Origin of the sequence: Paenibacillus endophyticus, from assembly GCF_014192395.1 — a bacterium.
In the GTDB taxonomy this organism is placed as follows: Bacteria; Bacillota; Bacilli; order Paenibacillales; family Paenibacillaceae; genus Pristimantibacillus; species Pristimantibacillus endophyticus.
This window is the reverse complement of sequence record NZ_JACHXW010000034.1, coordinates 1-14,507: the sequence shown is the minus strand read 5'-3', so window position 1 is coordinate 14,507 and position 14,507 is coordinate 1. Positions and strand designations below refer to the sequence as shown.

Annotated in this window: 14 protein-coding genes and 1 pseudogene; 3 read left to right on the top strand and 12 right to left on the bottom strand. The window is 48.7% G+C overall.

Going from position 1 to position 14,507, the window contains the following annotated elements:
- Positions 1 to 60 precede the first annotated feature (60 nt).
- Together FHS16_RS30880 and FHS16_RS30875 are read right to left on the bottom strand one after the other, a co-directional pair.
- A pseudogene (locus tag FHS16_RS30880) lies at positions 61 to 1,167 on the bottom strand (DEAD/DEAH box helicase); the annotation flags it as partial.
- A gap of 58 nt (positions 1,168 to 1,225) precedes the next feature.
- Positions 1,226 to 1,702, bottom strand: a complete 477-nt coding sequence (locus FHS16_RS30875) for a GNAT family N-acetyltransferase (protein ID WP_183571457.1) — start codon at positions 1,700 to 1,702, stop codon at positions 1,226 to 1,228.
- A gap of 391 nt (positions 1,703 to 2,093) precedes the next feature.
- Here FHS16_RS30875 and FHS16_RS30870 point away from each other — a divergent pair, with 391 nt between their 5' ends.
- Both FHS16_RS30870 and FHS16_RS30865 read left to right on the top strand, forming a co-directional pair.
- A complete protein-coding gene (locus tag FHS16_RS30870) occupies positions 2,094 to 5,981 on the top strand; it encodes a glycosyl hydrolase family 18 protein (protein ID WP_312891137.1) in 3,888 nt (1,295 codons plus the stop codon).
- A gap of 220 nt (positions 5,982 to 6,201) precedes the next feature.
- Positions 6,202 to 6,357 (top strand): hypothetical protein, encoded by a 156-nt coding sequence (locus FHS16_RS30865; RefSeq protein ID WP_183571453.1) that lies wholly within the window; start codon positions 6,202 to 6,204, stop codon positions 6,355 to 6,357.
- Here the strand turns inward: FHS16_RS30865 and FHS16_RS32355 are convergent.
- The 9 genes from FHS16_RS32355 to FHS16_RS30825 all read right to left on the bottom strand — a co-directional run bounded on the left by FHS16_RS32355 (position 6,341) and on the right by FHS16_RS30825 (position 12,746).
- Positions 6,341 to 6,463, bottom strand: coding sequence for a hypothetical protein (locus FHS16_RS32355; protein WP_281379239.1), 123 nt, complete (start codon positions 6,461 to 6,463; stop codon positions 6,341 to 6,343). The genes FHS16_RS30865 and FHS16_RS32355 overlap by 17 nt on opposite strands.
- A gap of 66 nt (positions 6,464 to 6,529) precedes the next feature.
- On the bottom strand, positions 6,530 to 7,078 hold the full coding sequence (locus FHS16_RS30860) for a GNAT family N-acetyltransferase (RefSeq protein ID WP_183571451.1): 549 nt from the start codon (positions 7,076 to 7,078) through the stop codon (positions 6,530 to 6,532).
- A gap of 228 nt (positions 7,079 to 7,306) precedes the next feature.
- Positions 7,307 to 8,338 carry an ABC transporter substrate-binding protein gene (locus FHS16_RS30855; RefSeq protein ID WP_183571449.1) on the bottom strand — a complete coding sequence of 344 codons (1,032 nt, stop codon included), beginning with the start codon at positions 8,336 to 8,338 and terminating at the stop codon, positions 7,307 to 7,309.
- A 104-nt stretch (positions 8,339 to 8,442) separates the two neighbouring features.
- Positions 8,443 to 9,273 (bottom strand): helix-turn-helix transcriptional regulator, encoded by an 831-nt coding sequence (locus FHS16_RS30850; protein ID WP_183571447.1) that lies wholly within the window; start codon positions 9,271 to 9,273, stop codon positions 8,443 to 8,445.
- 288 nt (positions 9,274 to 9,561) lie between these two features.
- A complete protein-coding gene (locus FHS16_RS30845) occupies positions 9,562 to 9,951 on the bottom strand; it encodes an iron chaperone (protein WP_183571445.1) in 390 nt (129 codons plus the stop codon).
- A 23-nt stretch (positions 9,952 to 9,974) separates the two neighbouring features.
- Positions 9,975 to 10,163 (bottom strand): hypothetical protein, encoded by a 189-nt coding sequence (locus tag FHS16_RS30840; protein WP_183571443.1) that lies wholly within the window; start codon positions 10,161 to 10,163, stop codon positions 9,975 to 9,977.
- Between the two features lie 140 nt (positions 10,164 to 10,303).
- Positions 10,304 to 10,957, bottom strand: a complete 654-nt coding sequence (locus FHS16_RS30835) for a M48 family metallopeptidase (RefSeq protein WP_183571441.1) — start codon at positions 10,955 to 10,957, stop codon at positions 10,304 to 10,306.
- A gap of 330 nt (positions 10,958 to 11,287) precedes the next feature.
- Complete coding sequence (locus tag FHS16_RS30830) at positions 11,288 to 11,989, bottom strand: DUF5666 domain-containing protein (protein WP_183571439.1); 702 nt, start codon at positions 11,987 to 11,989, stop codon at positions 11,288 to 11,290.
- Between the two features lie 325 nt (positions 11,990 to 12,314).
- Positions 12,315 to 12,746 carry a hypothetical protein gene (locus tag FHS16_RS30825; RefSeq protein ID WP_183571437.1) on the bottom strand — a complete coding sequence of 144 codons (432 nt, stop codon included), beginning with the start codon at positions 12,744 to 12,746 and terminating at the stop codon, positions 12,315 to 12,317.
- Positions 12,747 to 12,859: 113 nt separating this feature from the next.
- Between FHS16_RS30825 and FHS16_RS30820 the strand changes: the two genes are divergently transcribed.
- Positions 12,860 to 13,228, top strand: coding sequence for a DUF4180 domain-containing protein (locus FHS16_RS30820; RefSeq protein WP_183571435.1), 369 nt, complete (start codon positions 12,860 to 12,862; stop codon positions 13,226 to 13,228).
- Between the two features lie 50 nt (positions 13,229 to 13,278).
- Here FHS16_RS30820 and FHS16_RS30815 read toward each other — a convergent pair whose 3' ends face one another.
- Complete coding sequence (locus FHS16_RS30815) at positions 13,279 to 14,157, bottom strand: DUF72 domain-containing protein (protein WP_183571433.1); 879 nt, start codon at positions 14,155 to 14,157, stop codon at positions 13,279 to 13,281.
- Positions 14,158 to 14,507: the final 350 nt, after the last annotated feature.

Here is a 14,507-nt window from a genome sequence, read left to right as displayed (position 1 = left end):
AGACTGCCTATTGCCGTTCCCCTATACGGTCAGCACCTGATTGGTTGGTACGGTTGCTACGGGAATCGTTTTCTTGATTTTCTTCTCTATATCCTTCAAATACGGCAGCTCTTCGGTCTCGCAGAAGGAGATCGCGATACCGCTTAATCCCGCTCTTCCGGTACGGCCGATCCGGTGCACGTACGTTTCCGGTATGTTTGGCAGATTGAAGTTAATGACATGCGACAGCTCATCGATGTCGATTCCGCGCGCTGCGATATCCGTTGCGACAAGCACTCTCGTAGCTCCGCTTCTGAAGCTGGCAAGCGCATTCTGGCGTGCATTCTGCGACTTGTTGCCATGAATGGCTTGAGCCGTAACGTTCACCTTGTTCAGCCCGCGCACCACACGGTCAGCGCCATGCTTCGTGCGTGTAAACACAAGTGCCGATACAATTGTTTTGTCCTTCAGAAGCTCATTTAATAAGCCCTGCTTGCTGGATTTCTCAATAAAATAAACGGATTGCTCAATACGGTCCACTGTCGATGACGCAGGCGTAATTTCCACCTTGGCCGGATTAACCAGCAGCGCTTTGACAAGCTTCGAGATTTCGGGAGGCATGGTCGCGGAGAAGAATAAGGTTTGCTTCTTGCTAGGCATCTTGGCGATGATTTTCTTCACGTCGTTAATAAAGCCCATATCCAGCATGCGGTCTGCTTCATCCAGCACTAGAATTTGCACCGCGCTTAGATCGACGAGTCTCTGGTTAATCAAATCGATGAGCCTGCCCGGCGTCGCAATGATAATATCCGCGCCTTGCTCAAGCGAGCGCTCCTGCGCTTTCTGTGAAACGCCGCCTACGATAGCCATGCACCGAATATCGGTAAACTGGGCATACGCCTTAATATTATCATCTATCTGCAATGCCAGCTCTCTGGTTGGAGTTAGAATGAGCGAACGCGTACGGCGTCCTCTTCCCCCTTTGCTAGGCTGGCTGCTTAGAAGCTGAACAATCGGCAACGCGAATGCGGCCGTCTTTCCTGTACCCGTCTGCGCGCAGCCGAATAAGTCTCTGCCTGCCAGCACGACGGGAATCGCCTGCTCCTGAATCGGTGTAGGCTCGGTGTAGTTCTCTTTGGCTAGCGCTTTAAGAAGCGCGGGGGAAAGCAATAGATCGTTAAAAGTCATTTTGTCTCCTTCATGTTTAAAAAGCATTAATGATGAATCACGCTGCTTATTTATACGGTTAATTATAAGTCATCCACACGGTGCCGCCCAAAACCTCAAAGCCTTGCTTAAACCAGAAGTTTCTGGATTTATCGAGTGAATAAACGTACATTCTTTTGTTCGGGTACTTCGCTTTGAGCCAGTCGATAAAAGTCGCGGCATAGCCCTTGCCCTCGAAATCCTTCAGCACATCAAGCGCCTCTATAAAGACGAAGTTCTTCTTGTTCTTAATATCAATATAGAAGTCCTTCTCCAAATATTTCTCGTCATCGCTGAAATAATCGGCTTCCGCCTTCTTAATCAGTTGTTTCCCGTTTTCGTATTCCCATACGATGCCGTAGCCAACCATCGCATCTTCTGCTTCAATGACATAGATTTGATCCGGTATTTCCGAGCTGTCGCGTTTGCTAAGCTCAGGCGCATGATACGCTGTCACAATCTCTCCAAGAAGCGCCTGCATGTCAGCATCGAATGGTTTTGCAATAATTGTAGCCATTATGAACTCCCTTTGTTCGGTTTATTACGTCTATCTTCATCAAAATAAAAGAAGCAGGGTGTTAAAATGTCCCCCACTTCTCCTATTGATTGTGTATGGTCTATTGTCCTTAGTCATCTTACCACAAAAGTGCGCCATCAACTAGCTATTCTCGATATATAAGCCCGCTCCGCACGGAAATGCTCAAATATTACCCCCTGTGAAATGGAAATATACCCCTTCCCATCTTTCTCTGTTCGTCTCATGATAATAGGAGGTTAACCAAATCTTAACTTTTTCCCAAAAAAGGGGGACCGCTTAAACCCGCGATCTCAGTCAGGCACCAGCACCCAGACATTTACACGACATGCCATGCTGCAATGTTCAAAAAATGACGATCAGAGGTGATAAGGTGAACGATTTTGCCCGGCTCAAAAAGACGAAAAGGTTTGTCCTGCTCCTATGCTTTGCGCTCTTGTTCAGCTCCTTATTCAACGCTTCAGCCTCCTACGCTGCCGACAATGATCCTCCCGCTATTGACCCTGCCGCACCGCAAAATTTACGGATCGTACAAAGCTCCCTAACACCCACAGCTGTTACCTTAGCATGGGATATTAACCCGAATGTGAACGATATCGATGTCTGGGACGCCAACACCAATGAATACCTGGACTTTGGAAACAGCGGAACCCGCACGCTCACCACGCTTAAGCCGAACACCGCTTACCGTTTCTATATTACCTGGTATGAAAGGCCCGCAACCTTAGCTCACAAAAGCAACATCGTGGAATTCACGACGCCGGATGGCGAAATCGTGGCACCGCCTGCTTCAGGCGCACGGAATTTAAAGGTGCTGGAAGTCACCCACAATACGGTATCCCTTGCTTGGGACCCGGCCCCAGACATTGCGCATTACTGGATATGGGACGAGAATAACAAATACATTACTTGGGCGAATGATGGCGCTCAAACCGTCGGCGGTTTAACCCCCGAAACCACTTACTCCTTCTACGTCGGCCCTGACGGCATTCAAGCGCCCAACCTGACTCCGGAGCAAAAGAGCAATTTGGTTACGTTCACGACACTGGCGGATGTGAGCGAATACAAAGAGTCTCCGCTTGCGCCTCCCCAGAATGTGAAGGTATCCGCCGTATCCGGCTCCTCCGTCACCTTGAGCTGGACGGGAAGCCCCGGTGCCGACGGCTATGACTTATACGTAGACGGCGCTTGGAAGGCTGGCGTTTGGGATGGGTCCAATACGATTACGTACACCTTGCCTGAACAGCAGACTGCTGCCGAGTCCGTAACTTTCGCAGTCGGCGCACAGAACTCCGTTAAGAAGCAGGTGTCTGAGAACAGCAATGCCGTCAGGCTGACTTGGGGAGAGCTTGCCGCCCCTCAAGATGTTCAGGTTGTTACTGCGAACCGCACGACCGTCTCGCTCGGCTGGGCAAAGGCTCCAGGGGCAACGAGCTACGAGATCTACCAAGACGATGTTCAAGTAGGCGTCAGCGATTCGAATCGTTATGTAGCTGCTGGGCTGCAGGAAGGGCAGTCTTATTCTTATAAGGTTATTGCCCGCAACGACCTGTGGGAATCTCCTGCCAGCAATGCGGTAACTGCCGTTCCTGGCAGCGACTATAACATCGTCACTTACTATACGTCGTGGTCCGTGTCCCCAGCAGGACGCCATTACTTGCCAACCGATGTTGATGTGTCGCAGGTCACGCATATCAACTACGCTTTTGCCGATCTATGCTGGAAAAAATACGGGACCGGCGCGAACGCTTGCGAGAACGCGAATGTGCCTCTTCAGAATCGTTACGTGTATGACGGCGAAATCGTCATAGGCGACTCCGAGGTTGATCCAGACAATTTTGCGGCTTTTGCCGAAATGAAACAAACCAATCCCCACCTGAAGATGATGATATCCGTTGGCGGCTGGACATGGTCCAAAAACTTCTCGAATATGGCAGCCACGGAAGAAGCACGCCGAACGTTCGCGAACTCTGCCGTGAAGTTTCTGCGTGAATATGAGCTGGACGGCATCGACATTGACTGGGAATATCCGGTCGAGGGCGGCGAATCCTACAATGTGCATCGCCCCGAGGACAAAGAAAACTTTACGCTAGCGATGAGCACAATCCGCGAGGCTCTTGATGCCGCTGGCTCAGAAGACGGCAAATACTATTTGCTGACGATCGCATCCGGCCAGGGCGACAGCTTTGTCGTGAACGCAGATCTTGCGAACGCGTCGAACTACTTGGATTTCATCAACATCATGACCTACGATTACAGCGGCAGCTGGGAGATGCTTGCCCATCATAACGCCCCGCTGTATGCGGATAAGAACCACCCGAAGGAAGCGGCTGCCCGCAACCATGTCAGCGGCGGAGCCCTCGGACACCTGAACGGCGGAGTGCCAGACTACAAGCTGGTGCTTGGCATACCTTACTTCGGCAAAGGCTGGAGCGGCTGCCCGGAACCAGGCGAATATGCGGCATGTTCAACTGTGCCTGCTGGAACATGGGAAGCAGGTATATTCGACTTCACGGACCTGGAGGAAAATTTCGTCAATACGAACGGCTTTGTCCGTCATTGGAACGAAGCATCCAAGGTCGCTTATCTGTACAATAGCGAGAGCCAAACGTTTATTACGTACAACGACAAAACCTCGATGATGTATAACGCTTCCTTCGTGAAATCACTGAATTTGGCAGGCGTGATGAACTGGGACAACAGCGGCGACCGCAATCTGACGTTATCCACGCAGCTCGTGCATGATCTGCCGATTAACGGCGTTGTGAACTCGGATGCCCTGCCGGCTCCCGACAATCTTGTGCTCTTATCGAGCAACCAGAATGCCATCTCGCTGCAATGGAGTGCTGCCGAGCATGCGACAGGCTATGAGGTATTTGTGAATAATCAATACGCGGGTTATACAACGGAAACGAAATTCACGGCAAGCTCGTTGGCGGAGAATACCAGCTACAAGCTTCACGTGCTTGCGGTTGTGAAAGACCAAGATGAAATATTGAACGTATCCGCCGCCAGCAAGGTACTTTCTGCAACGACGCTCGCTGCCCCCTCCTCTGGAGGCTCACTGCCGCAGCCGCCAAGCAAAAGCGCGAATGAGCTGGATGCCAGCATTACTAAGGACGGCAACAAATGGACGTTAGACGTCCAAACGGATGCCGCAGTGAAGACAATTCAAGCGTCTGGCTCGGCAGCCTACCACATTACGATTAGCGGCGAAGCCAAGCAAATCGTAGTCCATGTCTCCAAAGCAATCATTGAAGCGCTTGCCAAAAAAGGAGAAATGCCGACTCTCTCCGTGGTGTGGAATGGGATAACCTACAGCATCCCCGTTCATGCGGTGCATCTCTCCGCCGATATTAAAATTTCAATCGCTCCGCCGGCAGCCAGCGTTATCGATCAGATCAACAGCTTAGCGAAAAGCAGCGGACTCCAACTGCTTGCATCGCCGCTGGACTTCAAGATCGAGCAGCTGGCTGCAGACAAAACGTATGTCGAGATGAAAGATTTCGGCAAGCATGCGTTCAGCCGCAAATACACGCTGAAGGCTGCCGATATGGATGCCGCTCAAGCCACAGGCGTCGTGTATCTCTCTGAGAGCCATGAATTCCGCTCCGTTCCAACTAAGATTACAACGAATGCCGACGGCACGGCTGCGGTCGAATTGATCCGAAACGGCAATAGCATCTATGCCATTGTCGAAACGAATTTCAGCTATAAGGACGTGACAGCCGAATGGGCGCGCAAAGACGTTGAACGCGCGGCTGCGAAGCTGATTGCGTCCGGCGAAAGCACGGATACATTCGGCGTGAGCAGCAGCATTACGCGAGCTGAGCTCGTCTCCATGATCGTGAAAGGTCTTGGTATTATGCCGGATACGTCCAGCCATCCGTTCAAGGATGTTGACAGCAGCTCCAAGTATGCAGGAGATATTGCTGCTGCTAAAATGCTCGGCCTGATCAAAGGCATATCGGCCGATCGCTTCAATCCAAGCGGCACCATTACGCGTCAGGATCTGTCTGTTATCCTCGCTAACGCTTGGCAATATGCAGGTCACGTGAATGTGGCAGACCCTGCGGTGCTTCAGCGCTTTGACGATCAAGCATCTATTGCATCTTATGCCGGGGCTTCAGTCGCCCTAGCTGTCGAACAGAAGGTGCTGCTGGGCGTTTCGCCAACGACCTTCAGCCCGCTCTCCAAGGTGACCAAAGCCCAAGCTGCCGTGGCGGTTATGCGATTGTTGGATGCTTTGAAATTAACGTAATAAACGAATATTCAAAGGGGAGCTGGCTGTTCCGAAAGCATTTCGCGAAATTCCAGCTCCCGCTTTGTACGCCTTATAGGACTAAAAAAGAACCTTCATCACCACTTTTACCGTGGTGATGAAGGTTCTTCGTGTATGGTAGAGATTTGGTTAAAGGTTCTTTCGCGCTGGCTAGGTGGCTAATCTGCTCCGGTTAGCCCTATAGGAGCTTCCCATTTGCATGGTTGCATTGGTTGCATTGGTTGCATTGGTTGCATTGATTGCATTGGTTGCATTGATTGCATTGGTAACATTAGTGACGTTTGTTGGTTCCATTGGTTCCATTGGTTGCGTTGGTTCCATTGGTTGCGTTGGTAACTTTAATGACGCTTCTTAGTAAACGATTGCACCGCGTTTTTCAGCTTATCTCGCGCACCTTTGTTTTTCATCAGATAAGTGACGCCCATCCCGATCGCAGTAATCAGTACCTTTTTCTTGTTCATGGTTACTACCTCCTTGTCGTTCTTTCTATCTATATACCCAATCTCACGCCATTTAAGCAGAGGGCACTAGCACATCATCTCATACTTATTAAATTCACCCATCTCATTCACCGCCGAGCCTTTATATGCATAGCCGCAACTCAGATAGAAAGCGTTCAGCTTCGCATTGTTCGCGATGCAATCCAGACGAATACGGTCCTTCCCTTTGAAAACAATCCCGGAAGCCGCCCAGCGGACGATCGCCTCGCCTAAGTTCTTGCCTGCCGCTTCGCGGCTAATGGCAAGCCGGTGCAAATAGATCGCTGATTCATGTCCTTCAGCTCCCCATAACTCGCGGTCCCAAGCGCTTTCCTTCTGCATAAGCATGACGATCCCCGCCAGCATGCTGCCCTGCATAAACAGGTACACCTCACCGCGCTTAATCGCCTCCGGCGTCTGATGGGAATCCTCCCCTTGCAGCAGACCGCTCCACTGCTGGGACCCTTTGCTCCGCAGCCATTCCGCTGTTTGAACGAGCAGCTGCAGCACCGCTTCCGTATCTTCCGGCCTTGCTCGAAACACCTCGATATCCGGCTCTATGCTTCCCAATGAATCCGTACGTAAAGAAATAGCCATGATTATTAACCTCCTGTAATACTAGTGCTGCTAATAGTATATCCTAACCTTGGACGAGAGCAGATAGACAAAGATGTTCGGAATATGAAGCTTTTGCTAAAGCGAACCAGCCTGCAACTAGGTGTACACGCAAAAAAAGAAGGGAATGATTCCCTCCCTCCTTCTAATAACCTTGTTGTATGCTTGTTGTATGCTTATTATATGCTTGTTGCATGAGATTCGAATTGCCTACTTCAATGCATCCACAATAGCAGCTAAGCCATTGATTTTGCTAATTGGACCGTAGCCATAAGCAAGCTCGCCGTTAATCGCGTACACTTGGTTCTGCTGAACCGCCTTCAGCTTCTTCCATACTTCGCTTTGTTCCCACTCGTCGGAAAGAGCAGCCAATGATTTATCATTGTAGTTGAAGTAACCTAAGAAGATATGATCCGGATTAATCGCGCTAAGCCCTTCAAGGGTAAGCTCGATGCCGTCGCCTTTCGCCTCTTCTGGAGCATTCAGACCAAGCGGCTCATAATAATCGCCAGCATAAGTTGTGCCCTGCAGCCAAATATTCTTATCTCTGACTTGCAAGTAAGCAACCGTTCCTTCCACATCGCCTAGCTGCGTTTTCGCTTCCTCTACCTTTGCGGAGAAGTCGTCGATCGTCTGCTTGGCAAGCGTCTCTTGCCCAAGAATGTCGCCGAACTGCGTAATAACGCCTTGCCAATCCATCCAAACATTCGTTTTCTCTTCATCAATCAGCACCGTAGGGGCAATCTGCGACAATTGGTCCGTGATGTCCTTGTTCGTGACGCTGCCCGCCAGGATGATATCCGGCTCATATTGCAGAAGCGCTTCAAGGTTAACAGCCGTGTTCTCGCCAACGACTGTCACCTCGTCAAACTTCTCGACGTATGGCTTGTATACATCCGAATCAAGGAAGGAATTTTTCGCTGTGAACGGGAGCGTTACCGCAATGGAAGGCAGCTCAAAGCCTAGCAGCTCCTGCGTTAGTCCCCAATGCACTAAGGCGATTTTTTTCGGCTGCTCGGCAATGGTAACTTCTTTGCCGTCTGCGCTCGTCACCGTTCTTGGAAAAGCAGCGCTGTCTCCCGCAGTCGCGTTATTTCCGCTTGTATTTTCTGCCGCATCGGTCGCAGCCGGCGCTTCCGTCGCTGCATGGTTTGCCGTTCCTGCATTGGAGCAGGCACTGACGAGCATCATGACAAACATTAGCAGGCAGGCTGCTGCCATACGTAATTTAGCTGTCTTCATTTCATTCTTCCCCTCGATGTCTCTCATATAATTGATAACGATTATCATTATCGAATTAATGATACCATCGCTCCGCCTATGAGCAAATAGATAATTTCCCGTTTTCAGGATGGATTATTTCTACTCGCATGCAGCCTCACGGAAGAAGGGGACATGCCGTAATGCTTTTTGAACAGCCTGCTGAAATAATACGCATCCGCGTAACCGACGCTTCTCGCAATTTCGCGAATGGAGAAATCCGCCGTCGTCAGCAATTCATGGGCAAGTTTCATCCGATATTGAATCAAGTAATTAATCGGTCCGATCCCGGTATATTTGCGAAATAAATGCGAGAAATATTTGGCTTTCATCTGATGCTGCTCCGCGAGGCTCTCCAGCGTTATCGGCTCCATATAATGCTTCCTAATATGCGCAATCGTCTGCTCCATCATCGGCTGGCTCTCGCTGTTCTGCTGGTATCTCTCAAACAGCAGCGCTTTATTAAGCAATCGATAGAATAATGTTTTCTTCTCAAGCTGCTCGATATTGCCAAGAATCGTAGACAGCCCTCTAAGCTGCTCCATTAATTGCAGCAGAGCCGCATCCAGCTCGATATGAAGCTCGCTCACCGTTTCGATGATTAAGGGATCTTCCTGCCTCGCATGCGTGGGCAAATAATGCACGAGAAAATATTCGAATTCACTCGATTGAACCACAAATTCGAGACTGCGGTTACAGCCGCCTAGCAGCGTCTTACCCGGATACATCGGGTAGCTTACACCATCATAGAAAAAGACAGCCTCTCCCTTGAGCGCAATCAGCAAGGCGCATTTGGTCGTCGGCTGATACTTGTGGCCCTGGTAGATCCCAGTACGAAGCAGCGTCTGATGCACGCCAAATATATCAACAGGCACCTGCAAGAAATAAGCAGCCAGCTCATCGTACCGACTTTCCATACCAACACCCTTTCTTGTCCCGCTCAACCGATTATTCCCTCATTGTACCCGAGAAATATGGGCGACTCAATGCCAAATGAGCATAACGCTTGAACCGATGATGCAATCATCCTCCATGACTACCGAAACTAATAAAAAACCCCCAGAGCTTAGCCTCTGAGGCGTTGTGGTTTTGCGTTGACTATTCGGAACAGCTGCTCCGCCAAATTGAAAATACTCGCCGACATTCACTTTTCGCAGCTTATGTTCAAACCTGATTTTCAAGCTTGCATCGACTAATACAACGCTTTATTTCTTCTTTTTCAGCTTGCTGTTTGCTTTCTCGATGTTCTCTGCCGCTCTATATTTCACGATCTCGCTAATTAATTCGTAGGGAATCGGTTTATCCAAAGGAAATCGAATCGATCCCTTTGCTCCTTTATACTTTGCCAACTGTTCCTTGAAGGCATGGATTCCGCTTGGAGCCGGGTATAAGCCGATGTGATTTTTGAACGCTGCAAAATGCACCAAATTCCCGCAAAGCACAAATGTCGGCATTTGATAGCCGATTTTCTCTGTTGCTTCGGGTGCTGCCTCTTGGATCACATTCCTAATCTTCTCCAATATGGCTTGAATATCGGCTGGAAAGGTAGCCATATATTGATCGATCGTCTCGAACTTCGATTTAGCCTCGTCCATGGTTGCTCCTTTCGATACCCGTTTTATTTCCGGCGTTTCCGGGCAATTCTAGAATAAACAATGATCGCAGCGATAAGCATGCTGATAAATCCGATGTTTTCTGCCTGCGCCTGCGCCATTCCAAACACCATGCAAAGATTCGTAATCAAGCTCTTAACGAGCAGCGCAATGACAATCAACATAAGCGGTCGAATAAAATTATATTTTCTCATCTTTTCATACACTCCTGACGAAAAACGAAATTAGACAAGCTCCCTCAAAAATGTGAAACTGAAACCGCTTTTACGGGAGTAACCCCGGCAAGTATACCAGTTTCCATCCCAATCGTCCAACCTTTCCGCATTCCTTGATGTTAAAGCGTCATTGCCTGCCCATACCTGGCCAGAAACTCTTCTTTTTCTTTATAATCCGGCATGATGCTCCCCACTCGTCTCCAGAAAGATCGGTCATGGTTCATATGGGTGAGATGGCATAGCTCATGAATGATGACATAATCTATCACCTCGATCGGAGCCATCGCCAAACGGTAATTAAACGTCAAATGCTTTTCTGAGCTGCAGCTTCCCCACTTCGTCCTTGATTCCACGATCTCTATCGTTTTGGCCTTCACCTTAAGCTGAGTTTGATAGGGCTTAATCCGCTCGCCAATGATTTTCTTGCAGCTGTTGAAATAAAACTTCTTCAGACTGACCTTTAGCTCCTCTTCGGTCAGCTCCTCCGTATCAATCAGCTCGTGCAGCAAATAATATTTACCCAAGTGGAGAAACTTTCCTTCGTCTTGATATTCCTTGGCTTTCGGAGCCGTGCGTGCCGTTTCCAGCGCCTCTAGTTTCTGTACAATCCGTTCCCCATTCCGTTCCACGGCGGCCATGACCTCATCATCGCTTGTTCCATTAGGCGCTTTAATGGTGATATGGCCCGTAGAGTCGATATGGATATACAGCTTTTTTCTATTCGCGTACAGCACGTTAAATGAAATCGTCTGATTATTAAATTGTATTCTCATGGTAACCTTCGTTCCTATAATGTAATGTCTGCAGCTCATAACAAAGAGGAGACAGAGTCCCACGTCAAGGACTTCTCCCTGCTTCGTTGTCTCTTCTCCTATTGTATCAAAAATATGTAAGGTTTAGGCAGACGTTTAAAATGGCGTTACAAGTACTATTCTCCCAACGTGATCCAAATAATCGAATGAAACAACGGTTAACCAAAAAGAAGCGCAACAGCTTTGCGAACAGCGAATCCTTAAAACCATTAAAACGCCGAGGGCACCTTCCAATGAAGGTGCCCTCGACGCTTTTTATACTCCTGTTTAGCTGCGAGGCTTCTCTGTCTATTATTTTTGCGGAACCATATTATTGTAAATATTCGTTGCATTCACTTTTCCAGTTCCTACGTCCTCAGTCGTAAATCCGGACACGATATTGCCGACCTTGAATTCTTTTTGCAGCAGCTCTTCCGATGGCGCAGCCGCCGTTGGACCACCAATGCCGAGCTCCGTTGCCGGTGTTACCGTTACCCACAAATCGCCAACCTTGAAGCTTTTGCCGTCTACGCTAAGTTCCGTAATTACGCCTTCAATATTGACTGCTGCCTTTCCCGTAGTTGCCGGGGCTGTGTTAGCATCCTTCTGCGGAGCCATATTGTTGTAGATGACGTCTGCCGTCACCTTGCCGGTGCTCACATCTTGAGAAGTGTAGCCGGATACGATATTGCCGACATTAAATTCTTTCTGCAGCAGCTCTTCAGACGGCTTGGACGCTGTTGGCTCTTTGCTGCCCAACTCTGTTTTATCGGTTACCTCTACCCAGAGATTGCCTACCTTAAAGCTTTTGCCGTCTGCACTCACTTCGGAGATGACGCCATCGATATTAACGGCCACTTTTCCTAGGATAGGAGGCTGTGTTATAGCTGTCGGGGTCTGGGAGGAAGCATTTGTAGCATTATGGCTCATCGCAAAGATACTGGCCGATAAAACCGCGCACGCTGCAATGCCGACTGTCCAACCTGTTATCGTTCTCTTTTTCGTTGTATCCATGTAAAATCTCTCCTTTAGTATGTTCGTTTTGTATGCGCCTATTCGTACTTCATGATTGTAGAGCCAGCCGCGCAATTCATTGAGCTCTAATGAATTGTGCGCCTCAGCTCTTCCTTACACTAGTAATACAACTGAGAGCCCTTATATTTTTCAATGCGAACAAATGATTTAGGATGAACATTTTTCCAGCAAAAAAAAAACAAAGAGCGCTCCCCCTCCTTGTCTTCATTTGTATCCTATTCACAAACCATACTGAGCGATGCCCTCCGCCTTATATTCCCCTTCAGTTGTCTAACTTCTCATTCGTTATTTTTCACTAATAAGCTTATAGCCCGTGCCTACTTTCGAGCTTCTCTAATTCCTTAACGATGTTAATATACCTTGTTGAGCCCAATAACAGCTCATTGAACAAAAACATATAGAGCATAATGTTCTCATTATTAAAATCATCTATCGTAAATCGTTTTAACAGCTCCGCATATTCCGCATAAAATGATACTTTTTTCATTTCACGCTTTAAAGGAGCTATTCCGATTAAATAGGCGGACAGCGCCTCGACGCGCTCGGATATATACGCTACAACCGCATCTATCTCATCCTCTGATACTCGTCCCTCCTGCAAGGAAAAACGTTCCCACTGCTCCTTATACCAATCCGCTCGCTCCCCATGCATGATGAGATAAATAGGCTTGGCTAGCAGCGTTTCCCTATACAGCCTTCGAATGGACAATCTTCGTGTAATCAATTGCAGCATCATAATCACCTTCTCCCGCCTTACTCCATCGCCGCTTATTTTTAGGCTTGAATTCCTAATATCTATGCTATAATACTCGCATTAAAGCCATATATTCGCGAAAGGATGGAAAGAAAATGAAAATGACCGTGGATCAGCAGGGCGAGTCGAGGGTAGCTATTATTGAGAGCGACGAAATCGTCATTGCGAATGTGCAGGATGCGCTGGATTTGATGGCAACCGTCAGCTACCACGAAGACTGCTACAAGATGTTAATTCGCAAATCGAACATCAACGAGGATTTTTTCGAGTTGAAAACGAAGCTTGCCGGCGATATTTTGCAAAAATACACGAACTATAAAGTGAAGCTCGCCATTGTAGGCGATTTTGAAAGCTATGACAGTAAAAGCCTGAAGGATTTCATATATGAAAGCAACAATGGGAAACAGGTTTTCTTTGCCAAGGATATACCTTCGGCGCTGCAAGCCCTTCACCAAGCCGAATGACCACATCAGCGATGTGGTCTATTTTTTACCCGGCTAACCTTGAGCGCCCCTCAAAACAAATCCAACTGCTCCACTACAGGCGGAGGAGGCTCATTCGGGCTGCTGCCATCCGGCCTTGTTAACCCCAGAAGCTCCATCAGCCGCTTCGCGTTTGCCGCTGCATCCCCGCCGGAATTGTTGTTGAAAATAACATTCACCTGCTTGCTTTGCTGCTCCAGCAGCCTTAGCTTCTCGGCCCAATCCAGCAGCTCCTCATCGCTGTAGCGGTACAAATAACGCACCTCCCGCCAGTTCGGCGCGCTGGCTTGATTCCAGCCGGATATATTGCGGCCGTGAAACCTTACGACCGTCATCTCCGAATCCGTCGCTTCGAGCACCTCTGGGATTGAGCCGATTCCGGCCTGCGGCTCATCGCATACGCTATGAATCCATTGCTCCCGCTTCATGAACGACAAGGTTTTCTCTTTGTATTCCTCCGTGAACCAGCTCTGATGCCGGAACTCGAGTGCACAAGGAAAGCCGCTCATCCGTGCCTTCGTCTCCCTGAGGATGCGCACATTTGCCTGCGTACAATCGAACCAAGGCGGATATTGGAACAATGCGGCGGACAATCGGCCGGTTTCCATAACCGGCTCTAGCATCGTCCGAAATGACGCGAACATCTCATTCGTCTCTGCCGCAGGCACGCTCGGCCCCCGCTGATGGCCAGTCATGCCTTGATAGGCCTTCACGACAAAATGCAGCGTTGCGGGCGTATCCTCCAGCCACTTTATAAACCGCTCCTTCGACTGAATCGCGTAAAAGGTGCTGTCTACCTCCACTAGAGGAAAATGCTTCGCATATTGCCGCAGCTTGCTGCCGGCCTTCGCCACCGACGTATACAGCTGATCATGATCACCCCAGCCCGCTAAGCCAATATGTATCGACATATAATGATCCTCCCAGCCTGTTTTTCCATTATTATACCTAAATTCCTTCGTAAAAGAAGAAACGGCTTCGCCGCCCTTTCTATAGACGCCATCGTTTCGACGAAACGTATAGAGAAAGGATGAGCAAACTCATATTCTTTCCTATACGTAAAGAAGAAACGGCTTCGCCGTCCTCTGCAAGAGGGCGGTATCCGTTTCTCGTAGAAATAGAGGAATACTTTATCGCGTGAGACATATATCGTCTTATATTTTAAAAAGACGGATTGTAAAATGAAGTGCGACACCTAAAAAAACAAAAGGCCCATGAAGGCTTCGTGTAAAATGGAAGTTACCACACCACCATTTTGTAC